General features: G+C 41.6%; 17 protein-coding genes. 2 read left to right on the forward strand and 15 right to left on the reverse strand.

The features are described 5' to 3' along the window. The first annotated feature begins 247 nt into the window (after nucleotides 1–247). Nucleotides 248–937, forward strand: coding sequence for a phosphatase PAP2 family protein (locus QR40_RS01905; protein WP_044293089.1), 690 nt, complete (start codon nucleotides 248–250; stop codon nucleotides 935–937). 92 nt (nucleotides 938–1,029) lie between these two features. Here QR40_RS01905 and nrdR read toward each other — a convergent pair whose 3' ends face one another. After that, nucleotides 1,030–1,479: a transcriptional regulator NrdR gene (gene nrdR / locus QR40_RS01910; protein WP_027293556.1), complete on the reverse strand. Its 450-nt coding sequence runs from the start codon at nucleotides 1,477–1,479 to the stop codon at nucleotides 1,030–1,032. A 250-nt stretch (nucleotides 1,480–1,729) separates the two neighbouring features. On the opposite strand from nrdR, the gene QR40_RS01915 reads away from it, so the two are divergent. Then, nucleotides 1,730–1,987, forward strand: coding sequence for a YlmC/YmxH family sporulation protein (locus tag QR40_RS01915; protein WP_027293555.1), 258 nt, complete (start codon nucleotides 1,730–1,732; stop codon nucleotides 1,985–1,987). A gap of 7 nt (nucleotides 1,988–1,994) precedes the next feature. On the opposite strand, the gene QR40_RS01920 is transcribed toward QR40_RS01915, so the two are convergent. The 14 genes from QR40_RS01920 to QR40_RS01985 form a co-directional block, all read right to left on the reverse strand. Beyond that, complete coding sequence (locus tag QR40_RS01920) at nucleotides 1,995–2,687, reverse strand: response regulator (RefSeq protein WP_027293554.1); 693 nt, start codon at nucleotides 2,685–2,687, stop codon at nucleotides 1,995–1,997. Further along, entirely contained in the window at nucleotides 2,677–4,104 is a 1,428-nt protein-coding gene (locus tag QR40_RS01925; protein WP_044289292.1) for an ATP-binding protein, read from the reverse strand. The genes QR40_RS01920 and QR40_RS01925 overlap by 11 nt, the downstream gene beginning before the upstream one ends. Nucleotides 4,105–4,155: 51 nt before the next feature. Then, a complete protein-coding gene (locus QR40_RS01930; protein ID WP_027293552.1) occupies nucleotides 4,156–4,809 on the reverse strand; it encodes a potassium channel family protein in 654 nt (217 codons plus the stop codon). 13 nt (nucleotides 4,810–4,822) lie between these two features. After that, nucleotides 4,823–6,163: a TrkH family potassium uptake protein gene (locus QR40_RS01935; RefSeq protein ID WP_027293551.1), complete on the reverse strand. Its 1,341-nt coding sequence runs from the start codon at nucleotides 6,161–6,163 to the stop codon at nucleotides 4,823–4,825. 304 nt (nucleotides 6,164–6,467) lie between these two features. Continuing rightward, entirely contained in the window at nucleotides 6,468–8,066 is a 1,599-nt protein-coding gene (locus tag QR40_RS01940; protein ID WP_044293090.1) for an amidohydrolase, read from the reverse strand. Nucleotides 8,067–8,252: 186 nt separating this feature from the next. Next, nucleotides 8,253–9,173, reverse strand: a complete 921-nt coding sequence (locus QR40_RS01945; protein ID WP_044293093.1) for a tocopherol cyclase family protein — start codon at nucleotides 9,171–9,173, stop codon at nucleotides 8,253–8,255. Nucleotides 9,174–9,192: 19 nt separating this feature from the next. Further along, nucleotides 9,193–10,635, reverse strand: a complete 1,443-nt coding sequence (locus QR40_RS01950) for an FAD-dependent oxidoreductase (RefSeq protein ID WP_027293548.1) — start codon at nucleotides 10,633–10,635, stop codon at nucleotides 9,193–9,195. Nucleotides 10,636–10,680: 45 nt separating this feature from the next. Beyond that, nucleotides 10,681–11,457 carry an RNA polymerase sporulation sigma factor SigG gene (gene sigG / locus QR40_RS01955; RefSeq protein ID WP_027293547.1) on the reverse strand — a complete coding sequence of 259 codons (777 nt, stop codon included), beginning with the start codon at nucleotides 11,455–11,457 and terminating at the stop codon, nucleotides 10,681–10,683. A gap of 129 nt (nucleotides 11,458–11,586) precedes the next feature. Then, entirely contained in the window at nucleotides 11,587–14,022 is a 2,436-nt protein-coding gene (locus QR40_RS01960; RefSeq protein WP_044293095.1) for a beta-mannosidase, read from the reverse strand. A gap of 193 nt (nucleotides 14,023–14,215) precedes the next feature. Then, entirely contained in the window at nucleotides 14,216–15,721 is a 1,506-nt protein-coding gene (locus QR40_RS01965; protein ID WP_027293545.1) for an ABC transporter substrate-binding protein, read from the reverse strand. A gap of 74 nt (nucleotides 15,722–15,795) precedes the next feature. Then, nucleotides 15,796–16,755, reverse strand: coding sequence for a carbohydrate ABC transporter permease (locus QR40_RS01970; protein ID WP_044293097.1), 960 nt, complete (start codon nucleotides 16,753–16,755; stop codon nucleotides 15,796–15,798). Nucleotides 16,756–16,767: 12 nt separating this feature from the next. After that, nucleotides 16,768–17,712: an ABC transporter permease gene (locus QR40_RS01975; protein WP_027293543.1), complete on the reverse strand. Its 945-nt coding sequence runs from the start codon at nucleotides 17,710–17,712 to the stop codon at nucleotides 16,768–16,770. A gap of 141 nt (nucleotides 17,713–17,853) precedes the next feature. Then, a complete protein-coding gene (locus QR40_RS01980; protein ID WP_242858433.1) occupies nucleotides 17,854–19,383 on the reverse strand; it encodes a response regulator transcription factor in 1,530 nt (509 codons plus the stop codon). After that, on the reverse strand, nucleotides 19,358–21,097 hold the full coding sequence (locus QR40_RS01985; protein ID WP_044293101.1) for a sensor histidine kinase: 1,740 nt from the start codon (nucleotides 21,095–21,097) through the stop codon (nucleotides 19,358–19,360). The genes QR40_RS01980 and QR40_RS01985 overlap by 26 nt, the downstream gene beginning before the upstream one ends. Nucleotides 21,098–21,203 lie beyond the last annotated feature (106 nt).

The following is a 21,203-nucleotide window of genomic DNA, read 5'->3' on the forward strand; positions in this document are numbered from 1 at the left end:
ACACTTTAGGTATATGACGCGCAACTGTCTAAACGACAATTTGTTTTTGTTTTTGACATTTTTAAGGAATTACTGCCCGTTATAATTTGGTTGTTTTTCCTCAACTTTCCATCACCTTCCTCTTAAGATTTTCTGAACTTTGTGAACTTAACGTGAACTACATTGTTCAAAACTGCTCATTATGGTATAATTTTTTTGATTCTACGGTGCTTATGAAAAACTTTATTCAATGGGAGGAACCTTTTACGTGAATACAAAAAAGAACAGTAAACATCTCTGGATTATTCCAGTGTACGGCATTTTTTATATGCTGTCGTTTTCCTTTCTGGAAAATCACGTTGTTGATCACAGGGAAATTATCCAATCCCGTTTAGACGACCTGATCCCATTTTCAGAAATCTTTGTAATTCCTTATTTTCTGTGGTTTTTGTACATAGCCGCAACTGTAATTTATTTTGCCCTGTTTCAAAAAAACATAAAAGATTACTATCACCTCATTGCCACACTTGCAATTGGGATGACACTGTTTTTAGTAATCTCTCTGTTATGGCCCAACGGACATACGCTGCGCCCAAGAAGCTTTGAACGGGATAATATTTTTGTCGACATGGTCAGATATCTTTATACAATTGATACACCTACCAATATTTTCCCCAGCATCCATGTCTTTAATTCCGTGGCCTGCTGCATCGCAATCCGCAGCAACAGCGCACTGAAAAAACACAGAATTTTACAGACCTGCGTATTTTTGCTGACAGTCTCCATTGTAATGGCAACCGTTTTCCTGAAACAGCACACAATCATCGATGTTATAGCTGCACTGGTTCTGAACCTGATCTGCTTCCAGCTAATCTACAAATATCAGTCTATACTGGCATTTATAAAATCACTGGGAGAGAAAAGGAAGAAGAAGATTTTTCACTCAGACATTTTTTGAGTGAATTGGAAAAAGATATAAACTGATCTAAAAAGAATCCGAAAAGATGTACCGCCGTCCGGCGATTACATCCTTTCGGATTCTTTTGATTCTTATTTTAAAATTTTCTTTAATTCATCCATAAATGTATTTACATCCTTAAATTCCCGATATACCGATGCAAATCTGACATACGCAACGGGATCCAGTTCTTTTAACTTGTCCATGACAATCTCGCCGATTATGGTACTTTCGATCTCTCTGTCTTCCCGATTGAAAACTTCTGTTTCTGCTGCATCTATCATTTCATTTATTTTAAGAACCGGTATTGGTCTTTTATAACATGCCCGAAGTACTCCTGCTTCTATTTTAGACCGGTCATACTGTTCTCTGTTCTGATCTTTTTTGATTACAATTAACGGAATGGTCTCAACTTTTTCATATGTAGTAAAACGCTTCCCGCATTCATCACACAGCCTGCGCCGTCTGATGGAATTATTATCATCTGCCGGTCTGGAGTCCACTACTCTTGTATTATCCTGGTTGCAAAATGGACACTTCATATTATTACCTCCTTATCTGCCCCTCTTGAGCATATCTCCCCTGCCAATATTATGTAGATTGCATTTTCTGTTTTGAGTATATCCAATCCCTTAATCCCTGTCAATCAATTTTATGTAAAAATATGAATAATCGCCGGGGTGGTGCAATATAATGTAAAAATATCCAGAGTATGTTTGAAAGATGCTTGTACCAGGAAGTACCTTCTGATTGGTGCATAATTTTAAAATAGCCTCTGACCGGGGAGCTTTTATGCGTATTTGTGATTTAAAACAAAAGGAAGTTATTAATGTATGTACCTGCGGCTGTATTGGATGCGTCAGCGATGTGGATATTGACCCCCGTACCGGCCGAATCCTCTTCTTAATTGTACCGGGACCCGGAAAAATCTGCTCATTTCTGGGCCGCGATACCGAATTTATCATCCCCTGGGAATGTGTTACACAAATCGGCACTGACATCATCCTGGTAGAGGTTGATGAAGAAAAAATAAGAAAGAAGTGCGAATAGGGCCGTTTTACGAAGTAAAACGATAACCTACTCCCACTTCTGTCAGAATAAATCTGGGATCGGCAGGATCCTTTTCGATTTTTCTTCTGAGCGTTGCCATGAATACTCTGAGGTTCCCGGGTTCTATGCCCTCTGTATAACCCCAGATCTGATGAAGAATATAATTATGAGTAAGGACCTTGCCTCTGTTTTCTATTAATAAATTCAGTATCTTAAACTCGATCGGAGTCAGATGGATTTCTTTTTCGTCGATCAGAACCTTATGTGCTTCGTTATCCACCGTGAGATAATCACACTGGAAGATCTCTTCCGGAATCTTTTCCACACCTCCGGTGCGTTTACGAAGTGCAGCTCTGACTCTTGCCATCAATTCTCCCATATAAAAGGGCTTTGTCACATAGTCGTCTGCTCCGGCATCCAATGCCCTGATCTTTTCCTGTTCTTCCTGACGTGCGGAAACCACAATAATCGGTACTTCCGATACTTCCCTGACTTTCTCTATAACCTCCATACCGTCTCCATCCGGAAGCCCCAGATCCAGGATGATCATATCCGGACGATTTGCATAGAACAGGCTTACGGCATCCTGCACTTCTTTTGCCACACAAAATCGGTAACCTTCTTTCTTCAGGCTCATTGAGATAAAGTTAATAATGTATTTATCATCTTCCACAATCAATATATTTTTCTTATCTTCCATCTGCATTCACTCTTTCCGCATTCAGCCAAAATGTCAATCTGGCGCCTCCGCCCGGTTTATTCTCTGCCCATATCTCACCGCCGTGTTCTGTGACAACTGCCTTACAGATCGCCAGCCCAAGGCCTATGCCCTGCTTTTGCTTGGAATCCCCGCTTGCGGAAGTAACAAATTCATCAAACAGCTTTCCCATCATTGCATCTGCGATCCCTTCGCCATCATCTTCAACCTGTATGAAGACCTTTTTGTTCCGGAAGCTGGCAAGTACCGATATTCGCCCGCCCTCTTTTGTATGCTTCATGGCATTGTCCAGAAGATTGATCATCACCTGAACCATCATCTTCCCATCCATCTTCGCCACAATCACTTCATCGGGAAGGGAGACGGTAAATTTCCGCTTCTGATGAAGATCTCTGATATGGCTTGCCGCCTCGTAGATAATATCATCAATTACTTCCGGCTGTTTATTAATATGAAGGCTTCCGCTTTCTATCTTAGTCATATTCAAAATATTTTCCATCATCTTCATCAGCCAGAGTGCCTGTTCATTAATATCCGTTGCTAATAACTGGATATTGTCTTTTTCCAATTTTTCGGAATCCAGAATTAGTCCGCAGTCGCCGATAATTCCCGTAAGCGGTGTTCGAAAATCATGGGAAATACTGCGCAGCATCCTGCTTTTCATATGTTCCCGTTCCATTTCCACCTTGATCTGCTCCTGCTGCTGGTACACCAGTTCCCGGTCCAGTGCAATCCCGATCTGATTCGCAGCGGTCTTGATCAAAAGCTCCTGCTCTATGGAAAGACCCTCGTTCCGGTTATATACTTTCAAAACACCTAACTGTTTTTCTAATCCAATGATCGGCACCATCATATAGTCACCCAGCCTGTGGTTTTTGTCCCGCATTTCGGTACTCTTGTCTCCGATCAGCTCCACTTCACTTTCGAATTTGGTATGCTCAAAAATATAGCGGATTCCAAGGCGGACGATATTTTCCTTTCCCGTCACATTAATAAAACTTTTCGACATCTCATGCAAAAGTCTGGCCGCCTGTTCATTTTTCTGTGCGATCAACAGCTGCTTTTGGAATTTAACTGTCAGATTATAAGAAATAAGGGATGCAATCAGAAATATGATAATCAGGACAATATCATTAATATCTGCAATCCGGAAGGTATGCAGCGGTGCCGTAAAAAAGAAGTTAAATGACATAACGCTGATAAAGGATACCGCCACTCCATACTGATAACCATTGGTATATGCCGTTGTCAAAAGTACCCCGATCATATAGATCATCAGCGTATTTTCTTTTGCAATTCCGGCACTGTTTAACAGAACGGAAAAAAGAGTCGTACCCGCTACAATGGCCACGACTCTGCCAATATATTTCATATGCTGAAGATATATTTTTTTATCCATTTCCAAACCTCTTTAATCGTTTAATTCCTTCTTGCATCCTATTCTAACATGTTATTTAATATTTGCCAATATCTTGTCGATGTCATTTCGCTGACCGATAATCATAAGATGTTCATTTCCGGTCAGTACATAATCTGCATGAGGAAGTAATTTCACATCCCTCTCTACCTTTATCCCTAATATACTTACATGGTATTTAGCCCTTACATCTACCTGTTTAATACTCTTTCCTACCCAGGATGGCAGGGGAGGGATCTCTAAAATAGAATATCCTTCTGTCAATTCTACATAGTCGAATACATGATTGGCACTATGGCGTACCGCTATCTTTTCTGCAATATCCCGATCCGGATAAACTACCTCATCCGCTCCGTTCCGAAGAAGGAATTTAGCATGAATATCTCTGTTTGCTTTACTTACAACATATTTACCGCCCATTTCTTTTACCAGGCTGGTAATTTCAAGACTGCTCTGGAAATTCGATCCGATACAGACGAAACAAAGGTCAAAATTACTGATTCCAAGGCTTCTTAAGACCTCCTCATTTGTACAATCTCCCACCTTTGCTGTAGTTGCATAGGGTAAAAGGTCAGAAACCTTCTCTTCATCTTTATCGATAATCATAACCTCATTATTCATTTTCGATAAATTGATGCATAAATGGTGGCCAAACCGCCCCATCCCTATAATTAATATCGTCTTCATGTTTATCTCCTTCTTATCCTATCGTAATTTGCTCAACCGGCTGTACTACCGGTGTCGTTTTTTTATTCCCTCTCAATGATAATGCAAACGATAAACTTCCGATTCGTCCGCAGTACATAAGAAAGATAATGATTATTTTAGAAATAGCATTCAGATCCCGTGTAATTCCGGTAGACATACCTACGGTACCAATTGCTGAGAATACCTCCAGTAAAACGTCTGTCATTGGTATTGGCTGTATAGCAGTGATCAGTATCACGGCTCCCACAGACAGGAAGAGATTAGTGCACAAAACCGCACTTGCTTTTTTAATTACGTCATCGCTCAATCTCCTGCCATATATATTACAGCAGCGGTTCTGTGTAATATTTTCTCTTAAATAGAAGATCATGACTACCAGCGTTGTTGTCTTAATACCGCCTGCTGTAGACCCCGGGCTGCCGCCTATGAACATCAGTACTATGGTCAGCAGCTTACTGCTGTCCTGAAGCGCCGCTGTGTCCACGGTATTAAATCCGGCAGTTCTTGCGGTAACAGAGCTGAACAGCGAACTTAAAATTTTACCGCTTGGGGACATATCACTGATGATGTGGCTGTTTTCAAATAAGTAAAATAATACCGCCCCTCCGAAAATCAATACCAGGGTTGCTGAAATTACGATTTTCGTATGCAGTTTATACTGGCGGAATTTCCATTTATGGGTCCAGATATCATCCCAAACCAGAAATCCGATACCTCCTACTACAATTAACGTCATTATGGTCAGGTTTATAATCCAGTCATCATAATATCCGGTAAAGGAAGCATAGGGAATCTCTTTCCCCATCAGATCAAATCCAGCATTGCAAAATGCGGAAATTGAATGAAAGATTCCATAAAAGCTGCCCCGCAGCACTCCGAATTCAGGTATAAACCGGATACTTAATAATATAGCACCAAGTCCTTCGAAAAAGACAGTGCCGATTATGATTTTCTTTGCCAGGCGGACAATACCGCCAATCTGCATGGTGTTTACACTTTCCTGTAAGATACCTCTGGTTCGGAGTCCTATTTTTCTTCTTAATATAATTGAAAAAAATACGCCGATGGTCATAAATCCCAGTCCGCCGATCTGAATCATTCCAAGGATAACCAGCTGTCCAAACAGTGACCATTTCTCCACGGTATTGCTAACCACCAGGCCGGTAACACAAGAGGCTGAAGTTGCTGTAAAAAAAGCATCCAGGAAATTGGTCATCTGTCCATCCTTACTTGAAATCGGCAGAGTCAAAAGCAGCGCACCCGCCAATATGATTGTAAGAAACCCAACTGCAATCATCTGGGTTTGAGTTAATTTTTTATACAATAGCTTCAGCATTTTATTTATGTCCTTTCCTTCATACGCACTTTAAAAATTTTAACTGAAAATCATCCTGCTGCAAGTTCTAATTATAATAAACTATTCGTTAAGGCGGTGATAATTTATCTGTTTTCTATATTAAAAATGCATTTAAATTCTCGATTTACCATTAAGATTGTATTAAGATAAAGTGGTAAAATGCTAACTTGTCAAACCTTTCTGTTTTTCCTCATATATTCATTATTTCCTGGAAATTTAAATGAATGCAAATCTCTTACTTTTATCCGATATTTCTTCCTATTTATATAGAATTTTATTTTTAAATTTTGCGTTTTCTTCCTGTCATCATCCGGATGAGCTCCCCAATCGTTCCCTTTTTTTCTTTACACTTTATTCCATCCAGATAGAGGCACTGTATTTCAGCCTGTGCTATATTGGTTTTATCCATCTTTAACAGATCTTTATCGGATACCATAAAGTTTGCCCGCTTTCCCACTTCAAGTGTACCCAGCTCCTTTTCCTCACCCAGCATCTTCGCCGGATTCCTGGTATAGGTACAGAGCGCCTGATACATGGTCAGTGATTGTTCCGGTATATAAAAATCGATCATTCCAAGCATCTGGTTAAAAGGATTGATGCTTTGTACCGGAGCATCGCTGGAACCGCAGATACATACCTGATGATCCATCAGTGTACGCAAAGGAATCTGCTGACTGATCATATGCTCCGGCAGAGACTGCTCATAACTTTTCAGATAATTTTTATCAATCCATGAAAAGCCCGGCTGCACGGCCAATGCCAGGTTCTTCTCCATAACCCGTTTTACGGCTCCTTTATCCGGAAATTCAAAATGATCTATGCGATGCATTCTAGCCGGGCAAAAGCGGTCATATCCGTCTAACAGAACGTCTATTGCCTTCTCTCCTATTGCATGGCTGCTGATTTGATACCCTGCCGCATCCGCTTCTTTTAATTTATCCGCAATTACTTCTGATGTGAAATAGCAGTCCACCAGCTCGTTCGTATCTTTATAAGGACTGTAAAATGCTGCACTGCCAGATCCCACAGAACCATCTATTTCCCAGTCGCCGCATCCTCCTACCCTGGGCGTCCTCTGAAACTTTCGGTAATAACGGGCCTTTTTCAAATCCATAAATTGTGGAAAAAGGCGCACACCAATCTCCATATGAGATGCTATTTTTGCCAACCTTCTGGTTTGCTTGTCTTTATTTACATCTCCATTTCCATCCATAGCACAGACAATGCCAATTCCGTATTTTATACAGAGATTTGTAAAGCTTGCGATTCCTTTAGCCCATACTGCGGGTGTTACTGATTTTCCAATCAGCTCCATCACTTTGCCCTGTATAATTTCATGATCCCTGCCTGTCAGTATTCCGGTATGGTTCTCTTTATAAATATTCAGTTCTTTTAGCAATGCTGTTGACATACTGCTGCTATGCCCGTCTATATTGTAAATTACAATTTTTTTACCATTGGCCCATTCATCCAGCTCATGGCGGTTGGGAAGCCTTTTTTCCGGAATTGCTGAAGCAATATATTGATTTGCTGTAATGATATCCCTCCCGGTTCTCTCCCGGCATTCTTTCGTTATGAGCTTTGCTGCGTCTTCTAGCTTATCCGGATATATTCTGCCATCCTCAATTTTGCAGACCGAAAAACTATTTGCGCCCAGCACCATGGTATACATCAGGTGCAGATGTGCATCTATCATGGCCGGATAGACATGCCTGCCGTTTAAAGAAACTTCTTTCTCATATCCATAGGGCTTCTCATCGCCAAGATAACTGATTCTCCCATCAGTAGCCCCCATATAGCGGTAACATTCCGTTTCCGCCCTGAGGGTATGGAAATATCCGTCTTTGTAGAGACATTGTGTTATTTTCATCATATTCATTTTGTACTCACCATCCAGACTGTTTATTCGTTCTTGCTGTCTTTCTATGTTCCAATTATACCTGCCCCATGAACTGACGTAAAGCTTGTTTTTCGGATGCGTCAAAGAGGGGGTGATGACAAACGGAAAGGAGCCACTGCCTGCGCAATATGCGCAGGCAGTGGCCCGTTAGATATGTGACGATGATTATTCCTTCATTATTTCCAGGCTTGCCTGTGGACTGATCACATCAAAGATTAATTCGTCCCGTTTCCAAAAACGGTAACGCATTTCACAGGAGAGGCTCTCTTTCACTGCCCTGCCCATACTGCCGTTTACAGGTGCTTTCAGATCAGAGGGATTCTGTTTCAGGACTTCCGCATGAAACCAGTATTTTCCCTGTCGGATCAGTGCCTCCTTTTCGTTAAAGATCAGTATCCGGACTCCGCGGTATGTTGCCAGCCGGTATTCCTTTCCGCCTTGCATGATGCAGCAGATACAACCGGTAAAGCTTCCTTTTAGCAAAGGTATTTTTGCCAGTGACAGCATCAGGTCACCGCCGGCACCTCCATTCCAGCTGCATTGGGTCCAGAGATATTCACTTGGAAAGCTGCTGCCCCAATCTTTTTCTATATATCCGGTACCGCCGGCAAAATCATATCTGTGCCCATTTACTACTACCGTACCAGTCAGTTCATGATGCATACTCAGCACCCCATGATTGCACTGCATAAACGGTGCAAAGCGGAAAGGCCCCATAATATCTTTCCGGGGTGCTTTCAGTTCTCCATATCTTATTTTTCCAATAACCCTTAAATCTTTTGTTTTAATATCCAGAATGATCCCTTTTTCGGAAAAGGTATTTTTTCCGATCCGGCAATAAAAATTCAGAGGACTGGCATAAAAATACTCCACCGGAAACTCTGTGTAGAAAGATTCATCATTGGTGATTACCTGTATGGATGCCGAACGGTTTCCTTCTTCATCAATGTGAAAAGCCGGAATAAAACTTAAGGACTCTTTCCCTGATTGGTGCTTCAGATACCATCCTTCAAAAAAACTTTTTTTCTTCTTCTCCCCATGGAAACTTTTCCTGGGTATGGTCAGATACTGCCGGACTTTTTTCATCTTTTTCCCCCTTTTTGTTTTATTCCGTGTTCAGATTTTCCTGTGCCGGGTTATCTATCAGATTTCCTTTATAATCAAACCGGGAACCATGGCAGGGACAATCCCAGGACAGTTCATCGGGATTCCATTCCAGTTGACAGCCCAGATGAGGACATCTGGTATCAACGATAAAGACTTCCCCTTCTGCATTTTTATAAACACCGGCTTTCTTCCCTTCATATTCTACGATACCGCCATGGGAAAGCGGAAGTTCCTCAATATTTTCTTTTGGGATTTTTAAATTCTCATACAGAATTCCTTTCGCTGCTTTATACCCATCCGTTACCACATTTTTAGCGGAAGCCGACAAATGGAATCGCTGGGGTGAGAATACTTCCATAAAAGGATTTTCCCGCTTCATGATCAAATCAGAAATCAGCATTGCGGAAACCATAGAAGAAGTCATTCCCCATTTCCCAAATCCTGTCGCTACATACCAGTCCGGAGTCTGGCTGGAATACTGTCCGATATAAGGAATCCCATCCAGCGTCATACAGTCCTGCGCCGACCAGGAAGCTGATACCCTGCTCCCAGGCCAGTATTTGGATGCTTCTTCCCACAATTTCTGATAACAGCCTCCCACTTTATTTTCTCCTGTGCGGTGCCCGCTGTCGCCAATCAATAGCAGATCTTCGTAATTGCGGTAAGAAAAACTGTTTTCTTTATCAATACCCAGATACATGCCGTCTAACTGCACAGCATTTTCAAGCGCCAGTACATAGCTTCGCTCCTGATGCATACGCATAAAATAGTATCCCGGTACATTGATAAAAGGATAATGAGTGGCAAATACAATCTGTTCCGCATGAATTACATAAGAGTCGGTAACGATCTCCTGCCCTTCCACACTTTTTACTTTTGTATTTTCATAAATCGTCAGTTCCTTAATCATCTTATCCAGAAATTCCAACGGATGAAACTGCGCCTGTCCATAAAACTTGGCTGCTCCTGCAACCGGGAAAGGCAGTTCTGTCTGAGTGGTGAATTCTGCGTGTATTCCTAATTTCTGAGCTGCCTTTACTTCTGCTTCCAGGCTATCAGATCTGGTTACGGAATAAAGATACGAAGGAAGCTCCTGAAAATGACAGGGGATCTGGTATTTGTCAATCAGGTTTTGATAAGCCTTGATAGCTTTCTGATTGGCAAGGGCATATTGTCTCGCCTTTTCGATACCACAATCGCGTATTAATTTATGGTAGATCAGGTTATGGGAGGATGAAATCTTTGCAGTTGTATTCTTCGTCTGTCCGCTGCCTACTCTGGACGCCTCAAATACAATGACTTTCTTGCCTTCCTGCTGTAGAAAATATGCAATTAAAATTCCCGCCATACCTCCACCAATTACAGCTACCTCTGTTTCCAGGTTATCCGCAAGGGATGGCATAGCTGTTACTTCTGCTGTTTTACTCCAAATTGATTCCATGTGCTCACCTTCATGCCTGATATTATGAGGATATTCCCCACTACGTTATCTTAAATAGTTCTTCATGCTCTTTAACGCATTTTTTTCCAGTCGGCTAACCTGTGCCTGGGATATATTAATTTCATTTGCTACTTCCATCTGTGTTTTCCCCTGGAAGAAACGCAGTTCAATAATATGGCGTTCCCGTTCGTTCAATCTTTTAATTGCTTCATTTAAAGAGATGGATTCCACCCAGTTCTCTTCTTTATTCTTCTTATCACTGATCTGGTCCATTACATAGAGGGTGTCTCCGCCTTCCGTATAAACCGGATCATAAAGGCTGACCGGACTCTGGATCGCATCCATAGCAAATACAATGTCTTCTTTTGCGATACCAATCTCGTCTGCGATCTCATTAATGGTAGGCTCTTTTAAATGCTTCTTCATATAGCCTTCTTTTGCATAAATCGCCTTGTAAGCCGTGTCCCTCAGTGACCTGCTTACCCTTATTGAATTATTATCCCTTAAGTATCTGCGGATCTCACCAATAATCATCGGAACCGCATAAGTAGAAAATTTTACATTTAAGGTTGAGTCAAAATTATCTATTGCCTTAATCAGACCGATACAGCCTATCTGAAACAAATCATCCGCATTTTCATTGCTGCTTGAAAAACGTTTAATTACACTTAATACCAACCTTAAGTTTCCTTTGATGTATAGTTCTCTTGCTTCTTCATCGCCCTCCTGAATCCGGGCAAAAAGTGCATCTTTTTCTTCATTGTTTAAAAGGGGAAGCTTTGATGTATTCACACCACAAATTTCTACTTTATTAAGAGCCATAACGTTCATCCTCCTATTAATTTGTTTAATAGAATGATTCACATTATGGCTCTCAAATATTCAAATATGAAAAAAATTATGTCAACTTTTAGCCCTTGACAAATTCCTTATGGGGGTGTTGTTTTTTCATCATCCAATGTCATAAACACTCCTGAGCCGCAGTTTATCCGGCTTTCCACTGATTATCTTTATCCGCTTCTCTCCTGCGTTCATATCAAAATAATTATCGGATAAAATAAGGTCCTCCTTCTGATTTAAAATCTCTACATTTTTTGCGTATGTTTTCGACTGAATAATGATCTCTCCATTTTCTACCCGGCACGTAAGCTGCGGATCCTGGTATTTAAAATATTTGGGAAGTGAAAAGATTACGGTTCCTTCTGATATAAGTTCTCCATTTTTCATCAACTGATAGCTGACATATTCTGTAAACATATCCACGTCCGGCAAATCTTCCTTATCCAGCCATACACTGGTCAATGCCGGAACCATAATTTCTCTGCTCTCTTCTCTTAATACCATGGCACCGGCATCTCTCAGCTGCCATTTTACTGTTACGTTCTCATCTTCCCTGGTTTCGTTTGCAACATTCAAATGAATCGATTTTTCAATATGGTAATGCTGGCGGTTCATATCTGCATCCTGTGTTAGAAGTCCTTCTTCCTCACAGGATATCATACACGGACTAAAAAATCGCTTTGCATAATAGTGAAGTGCTTTCCACCTCTGGCAGTAATCGATGGATGCCCAGGAAGCCACGGGCCAGCAGTCATTGAGCTGCCAGTAAATCGCTCCCATACAGCGCCCTCTGTTTCTCCTGAAATGCTCAACTCCATAACGTATCGCGTCTGCCTGAAGTAATTGGGACGCATAGATTACTGACTCAAAACTGTAAGGATAGCGGTAGGTCTGCTGAAGATAATTCATAATTTTCCCGTTTGCGCCAAAATTTCTCTGATGCTTTTCCATCACATATGAAAAAATATTCATATCTCTTGGATCATCTGTTATCGTCTCTATCGTCTTTACACTTGGAAATGACTGAAAACCAAATTCCGAAGCATAACGGAAATAATGCCGGCGGTATTCAGAAAACGGCTTATTTCCGTGCCATACTTCCCAGAAATGTACATCGCCTCTGTTTGGATCATTTGGTTCATCAAAAGATCCGCCTGAGGAAGGACTTGCCGGCCAATAGAACGTATTCGGGTCATATTCTTTTAAAAGCTCCGGTATGATGCGTTCGTACATCAGAAAATAATCCCTTACTTCTGAGTGTCTGCTCACCCAATTGCCTTCTTTGACAAACAGTTCCATCTCATTGTTTCCGCACCACAGTCCCAGTGATGCATGATGCCGCAGACGCTTTATATTATCTGTAAATTCCTGACGGATATTCGCTTCAAACTCCGGAGTCAGATCATACACGGCACATGCAAACATAAAGTCCTGCCATACCACCAGCCCTAATTCATCACAGATATCATAAAACCAGTCCTCGGGATAGTATCCGCCGCCCCAGACACGTATAGCATTAAAATTTGCCGATTTGCACTGTTCCAGAAGATTTCTTGTAGTTTTGCTGTTCACTCTCCCAAGAAGATGGTCTTCCGGAATATAGTCCGCACCCATGGCAAAAATAGATATCCCGTTTACCTGGTGTGCAAAACAGGACCCCCATTGGTCTTTTTCAATATGCATGGTCATGGTTCTAAGCCCGATACGGCGTTTCCAGGAATCCGTCTCGGTTCCCCCGGTTTTCTGAATTACTTCCAGCTCATATAAATCCTGGGCGCCGTATCCGTTTGGCCACCAGAGCCTTGGCTCTTCAATAGTGATTTCATCCGGTGAATTCTCATAGTCCCAGCAATTGCCATCGGGATCGGTCACCTTTACTTCATAGGTAGTGGAAACGCTGTCGCACTTATCTTCTTCCACCCGGATCTGAAGCCGTACTTTTCCATTCTCGTGTATCTGGGTAATATAAACACTGTCAATGCGGGCATGGTCTATTCCAATCAGCCTGACCGGTCTGAATATTCCCGCATCCGGAAGGTGTGCACCCCAGTCCCAGCCAAACATACAATGTGCCTTTCGAATATGAACAAATCCATCCATGGCATCTTCCGATCCCCGGGTAGGAGACTTTTCAAATGCTTCCCGGATATACTGCAGGGGAGAGTGCAGAACTACATGCAGCTCATTATCCTGCCCCGGGTTTAAAAGCTTCTTTACATCAAATTCCCAGATCCGGTGCATATTATAAGCCTGCCCCGCAAGTTCTCCATTTACATAGATGTCGGCAATCGTATCCAGCCCGTCAAACCGGAGTAATACCCTTTCTTTTTCATACACCACAGAATCCACCCGGAACATGGTACTGTACTCATAGTCAAATTCCATTCGCTTTAGCGCCTGATCCTCGTTGTCTTTCCAGAATGGATTTTCCATCTCCCCGTTTAAGAGCAAATCGGTGTAAACCGTTCCCGGTACAATCGCTGGCAGCCATTCCCCTTCCTCCAGCCTGCGCATTCTGAAGTTATCCTGTAACATCTGAGTAACCATAGATTTTCTCCTCCTGAATTTTATTTTGTAAACCCTGAAACCCTTTTATGTTCCTGCTAATACTTATATTATAAACCAAGTTTACTAATACCTCAATGATACTTTGTTTGAATTCAGGATAAATTCTAAAGCCCGCCATGATGAGAAAACCAGCTGTGCAGATGGAGGCTGTGTTTGGTGAGAGCAGATGGGGTCATTTTGCCGCCTTCCCCTTCCATTCATCAATCTGCTTTTGCATCTCATCAATTACCTTCTGTAATCCTGTCGCCTCCAGTTTTTTCTGCAGCTCCGGCAGATATTCGGAAGGTTCAACACTTCCGGTAAACAGGGACGGTCCGAATTCATCCAGAATATTCCGGAAACCTGCGATCTCGGTACTTACCGGTTCGGAATTAAAATCAAACCCAAAGGAAGGAGCATTAACAGCCTGATCGTTAAACTCTTTAAACGTACTCCATTTATCTGCCGGTTCCGTATCCTGCACGTAAGTATTGAACAAGCCCCCCTGTATCCAGTACGGAACGGAGTAATCTTTTCTTTTTTCCTCAATCAGCTTCACTTTAGTGTCATATACATATGGCTTTCCTTTCACGGCCTCTTTCTCTTCAGCCGATACCGGAACTTTTTCATAATGTACGCCTTCGATTCCATAGTTTAGAAGATTTCTCAAATATTCATCCGTGTTTACCAGATTTAAAAACGCCACCGCTTTCTCTGGGTTTTTGCAGTTCTTTGATATTGCAGTCAGGGAACCTCTGGCTGAAGCATTGGTTACCTGCATATCCATAATGGGAGAGATTGCCACTTCGTATCCAAGGTCTTTTCCCCAGACGACATCTGCATAGGGCTGTCCATCCCCTTTTGTCACAAACCGTTTCACCGATTTGTCATCCGTTGCGGTTGCCGCATCTTTATTGATATATCCAGCCAGATAATACCTTCTTATGGTATTCAGGGTATTTTTCATCTGGTCCGTTTCAAACAGGTTTTTCACCGTCAATGATTCATCCCCATATTCGATTCCTACGGGATCCTGTATTTTATCCATATAGGTTGGCGCAGTAAAGCTCTTAATCAGATATAAGGGCACTACGTCCGGTTCTTTTTCTTTGATCAGCTGCAGCCATGGTTCCAGATCTTCTAATGTGTGGATGTCCGAAACCGGAATATCATATTTATCCACATATTCTTTGGTAAATACCCACATTGGATAACTGCCGATCTCCTTTTCATTTGGTACCCCATAGGTCACGCCTCCGATCTTCGCCGCATCCCAGAAACGCTTGTCAATTTTCTCATACATTTCCTTTCCTTCTTTTTGAAGGTAATCGTCAAGAGGCAGGAATGCTCCTTTTTGAGCCATCTGTAAGTAATCATTTGCCCAGGAACTTGTAAATGCCAAGTCCCAGTTATCCCCGGTATTAATTACCACCTGCATCTTCTGATTATAATCACCCCAGCCGATATTATTAATTTTGATCTCCACTCCTATTTTTTCTCTTGTATACTCATTGATTTTTTCCAGAACCTGAGGGGTATCTTTCTGCGCATCACCATCCTGATACCAAATAAGTGTTACCACCTCTTCCCCATCTGTCCCCTTTGCCGTCTCCTTACTTCCGCATCCAGATGCCATTCCCAGAATCAGTGCACCTGCAGTGATGAGTGCTGCTGCTTTTTTTATTTTATTAAATTTCATAATCCGTTCCCTTTCTTCATTTCCACAACTATTGCGGTTACTTTTTTAATAGATGCATATATTCTCTTTCTCACCTATTCTTTTACTGCTCCAATCGTTAACCCATTGATAAAATACCTTTGGAAAAATGGATATGCAAAGACAATTGGCAAAGTGGAGATTACCACTATCGCCATCTTAATAGTCTCTTTTGGCAGATTAGCCGCAGCCTGTATCCCATCAACGCCCATCATGGATTTATTGCTTGCCAGCCAGTCAATGGAATTTTCTATCTGTATTAGCAGGTATTGCAGCGGCAAAATTTCTTTTCCGTCCAGATACATCATGGCGCAAAACCAGTCATTCCAGTATGCAAGCGTAAGAAATAAACCTATCGTGGCAAGCCCCGGCAATGCCATTGGAATTACAATTTTAAAGAAAAGTTTCCATTCGGATGCGCCGTCTATTTTCGCTGATTCTACGACTGCATCCGGAATACTGGTTTTGAAAAAGGTCCGAAGCACAATTACATTAAAGGTGTTCAGGCATAGTGGTAAAATCAATGCCCAGACCGTATCCTTCAGCATGAGGAATTTGGAAACTACTAAATAATTTGCAACCATACCTCCGCTAAATAACATTGGCACTGTAATTACCAAAGTAAATAACTTTCGGTAGGCATAGGTTTTTCTGGAAAGGGCATATGCGTATGTACCTGTCAGCAAGAGTCCAATGACCGTTCCGGTAAGAGTAACAAAAATGGTAACTCCATAGCTGCGGATTATATTATCTCCGGCATTGATAATGTACTGGTATGCGTAAAAGCTCAGTTTTTCAGGAAAGAACTGATAGCCATTCACAGCCAGGATTTTTTCATCCGTAAATGAAATGATCATAACAAAAATAAATGGGATTACACAAAACAGCGAAAGTGCACTTAAAATAATGTTAAAAATCACATTGGTCGGTTTTTTTACCTTGTTATATTTACACTGTTCTGCTTCTATTTTCTGAAGCTTTTTCTCAAGTTTTGCTTCTTTATATCCGGCAAACATTCCATTCCCTCCTTAAAATAGTGCATTATCGCTGTCCACTTTGGATACGATTTTATTAGCAGCCATAATCAATACAAATCCTACCGTTGACTGGAACAATGCTGCTGCAGAACTCATCCCGATCTCTCCATTGGCACGCAATGCCCTGAAGATATAGGTATCCAGAACATTCGTCACATCGAACAACGCACCAGAATTTTTAGGCAGCTGGTAGAAAAGACCGAAGTCTGCATTGAATATTTTTCCAATTGACATGATCAGTAAAATAGTTATAACCGGTTTCAGAAGTGGTAAAGTAATGAATTTGATCTGCTGCCACTTTGTTGCCCCATCCAGGACTGCAGCCTCATAATATGTTTTATCAATTCCGCAGATAGAGGCAAGATAAACCACCGTATTATAACCGATTCCTTTCCACTGGCTCATCAGGATAATCAGAAATGGCCACCAGGATTTTTCTGTATACCAGGAAATCCCCTCTTTTCCATATTGCTGCAGAACATTATTGACAAAACCTTTTTCCGGGTTTAAGAATGCGAATAGACAGTAACTAACCACAACCCAGGATAAAAAATATGGCAGAAACATAGCGCTTTGATAGATCTTTGCCATGCCTTTGTTCCGGATCTCATTGAGCAGCAGGGCAACCAGAACCGGAAGCGCCACTCCCAGTATGATGAATACCAGATTATACAAGACTGTATTTAAAAATACTCTGGCTGCATCCCCGCTTGCGAACAGGAATTTGAAATTGTCAAATCCAACCCATTCACTCTCTATCAGACTTTTGAAAAATCCGCCGTTGTCTGCTATCCGGAATTTTTTAAAAGCAACTAAAATTCCAAACAGCGGCAGATAGGTAAACAACAGGAACCATATGCCGCCCGGCAGACTTAAAAACAACAGTTCTTTATTCGCTTTTAAACGGCTTAAAAATTTTCCATTTTTGTTTCCCATTTTATTCCCTCCCTTGTTATTTGATACATTTACTATATCATTTAACAAAATTGGAATATAGTTGAAAACTTTTAGGTTTCTTGTACATTTTCTAGCTGGACAAACAGCAAGTAAAAAAATATGGCGCAGTGGTCTGCCCTGTTAATATTTTTTCATTTCCCGCAGTGTGGCAGGTGACACCCCATAACACTGCTTGAATTTTCGATAGAAGTAACTGGTATCCGGATACCCTACTTCCTTTGCAATATCATTAATGCGCATGTTGGTACTTAGAATCAGTTCTTTCGCCCTGCTGTTTTTTGTATTGCTCAAGTACTGCGCGAATGAACACCCCACCTCTTTTTGAAAAATCTGCCCCAGATAGGATGTATTCATGTGATATTTATGGGCGAGGGTCTTCAGGTTCATATCTTCCCTGTAGTTTTCCCTGACTTCTGCAAGAATCTGCTTGATCACAGGCGTATAATAGGATTCTTCTGTGTGCAGGCTGTCAATCATATTTATAATTTCTTCGCGAAAGACGGTCTTCACGGAAATGATATCCTCTGCCTGATTAATTTCTTCAATTATATGATATAAGCGATGCTTTCCGCCGCTGTCCAATAGTTTGTATTCTTCCCGTATATCCTGAATGATACCGGCTATTCTCAGGCACATTTGTAATAATACGTCTACCTCCATATCCCTGTTTACATGATTTATAAACAATTCTTCCAGATAACTGAGTGCACTCGCTTTATCTTTTTGGATGATCAGCCGCTGAAACCGTTCTGCATCTACGGAAATATCCCTAGATTTCCTGTTATTGATATACTCCTGATCAACACAGCTTCCATATCCATCAATAACCAGATATTTCTGATTGGAAAGCGCTTCCCGGTACGCCTGGGGCATTTCCGTAAATTCCATAAAAGGAGAACTGATGCTGGTAAAAATGTGAATGCCAAATCTCTTCTCAATCTGGTTCTGCATATCCGTCAGATATCTTCTGACTTCTCTTGCTCTATCTGACTGGCTGGATAAAGTCAGAAGAATGCTGTCAGGCGGTAAATGATATACGCGTATTTCTTCTTCTGTCACTATTTGCCCAAGCCAGCTCATTACATCGGTAATCTTAAACTCACCCAGGCTGTCCAGCTTAAGTTTCATTACCGCCGCATATGTATAGGGTTTCGTGGCAGATAAGCCGGTTTGCGTCATATAATGTACCTGTTCATCGTAATTCATTTTACCGTTTAAGAATCGCATAAAATCTGTCTTACCATCAATCTGCGCCATATCTGCCTCTTCTCTTTCCTTAAGCCTCGCTGCTGCAGACTGCAGAGATTTTTCCAGCTGCTCTTCATCTATGGGCTTTAAAATATAGTTTTCTACTTCAAGGTGAATTGCTGCCCTGGCATATTCAAATTCATCGTATCCCGTAAGAATAATAAAGCGGACCCTTTTACTTTTCTCCCTCAGCCGCTCCATCAGATCAAGTCCATTCATTCTCGGCATGGAGATATCGGATACCACAATATCCACTTCCTCCTTTTCCCAGCAGGCAAGTGCATCAATACCATCATGAGCCATATGGACAATGGTCATTTCCAAAGCTTCCCAGTCTATTATATTTTTGATTCCCTGCAGAATAAATTCTTCATCTTCAACTAACATTACTTTTTTCATCATAACCTGCTCCTTTTAATGGAAAACGTAAATTTACCCGCAGACCGGCTGGCTGGTTTGCCTCTAAAAGAACCCCATAACCCTTGCCATATGCCGCCCGCATGCGAAGATTTACATTTTGTATTCCGATTGAACCCTTTGACTCTTCACAAAGACAATTTAATTCCCTGTTTTTATCTGTAATTGCCTCATCCTTCATGCCATATCCGTTATCCGAGACCACAATCAGCATATCATCGCTATCCTCTTTTATTTCAATACAGATCCGGTTGTCACTATCCTCCAGGCGGATACCATGTACCAGGTAATTTTCGATCACAGGCTGAATGATAAATTTAATGACCGGTATATTCACAAATGCTTCCGGACAGTCAATCTCAAACTGGAACTTATTCTGATATCGGAATTCAAATAATTCCAGATACTTTTTACAGTAATGAAGTTCCTTTGCCAGCGTGATAATGTCGGTATCTTTAATCTGGCTGCGGAATATGACGGCAAGACCGTAGAGCATCTTCCCCACCTCCCTGTCGCCGTTGCATATGGCCTTCATACGGATGGACTCCAACGTATTGTATAGAAAATGAGGATTGATCTGACTTTGCAATGCCGCCATCTCCGCATTCTTCTGCTCAATCTGTGCCAGATAACTCTTTTGAATGTAATGGTTCAGTTCCACACACATTTCATTGAAATGCTCTGCAATTACATCCAGTTCATCTTTTTCCTCATCTACTTTCAGCCGGACATCCAGATCTCCTTTTGTAACCCGTTCCATTCCATCTAATATCCCATCCAGTCTGCCGGTCAGCTTGATCAGATAAAAATGGATAAACACAATACCAAGGGTAACAATAGACAGCCCGATTAGAATAATAGTAGCCCACAGCCCCGCCGGCATTTTATCCGCCCGGGACTTACCGATGGAGGCAGCTACATGGAAATCTTTGACCTGGCGGTAATTGACAAAGGCTTTCAGCTCTTCTTCCATCTGCCTGGTATCCTCCAACAACAGCATTTTCTTTGCATCACCCCTGCCGCTGGAATCGAACACAAGATTTCCAAAATTGCTGAAAACCAACAGATCACACCGCTCAAAATATTCCCATGCATCGGCAAGCCCTGCATTTTGAAAGAAGACAATCATGCATCCGATATTCTCCAGCGTCACCGGATCACGGATTTCTTTTAAAAATTCATACTGCAGGGGCTGTTCCATTCGTTTTTCATCTAACTGATTCCTTAAATACCCTGACACTTCCCGGCGTGAAACTTTGCCATCCGGGGTGTATACGGTCAGTTCTTCTTTTGGGTAGCTGACGAAGCGAATGCTTTTGATCTGCGGGCTTTCTTCCATGGCATTAAATGCAAAATCATCAATCCCGTTATAGCTGGCAGATGAAGAAGCCGAGAATGCATCCAGCCTGTGTTTTAAATAAGCAGTAATATCTTCCGTAAGATAAGATATCACATCCTGGAGTTCTGTATTGGATTTATACAAATCCGCCAGCATATTATCTGCTTTATCCGAAGAACGCAGAATTTCCCGCGAAGCATCCTCCCCCACTTTCTGCATGTATTTCAAACTCTTTTCCTGTATCTGTCCTTTGGTATTTATAATAAAATAAACGACCAGTGCTGCTGCTATGCCCACACTGATCAGTGTATATGTACGGAATAATTTCCGGTAAAGCTGCTTTGGTGTTTTCTTATTCATATTTCACATCACCCCCATGATTATTATATAATATACAGCAAAAAAAGGAGTATAGAAGACCTGAACGCACTTCTATACTCCTTAATACACAGGCAGCTGCCCGCGA

It is taken from the genome of Robinsoniella peoriensis (assembly GCF_000797495.1).
GTDB lineage: Bacteria > Bacillota > Clostridia > Lachnospirales > Lachnospiraceae > Robinsoniella > Robinsoniella peoriensis.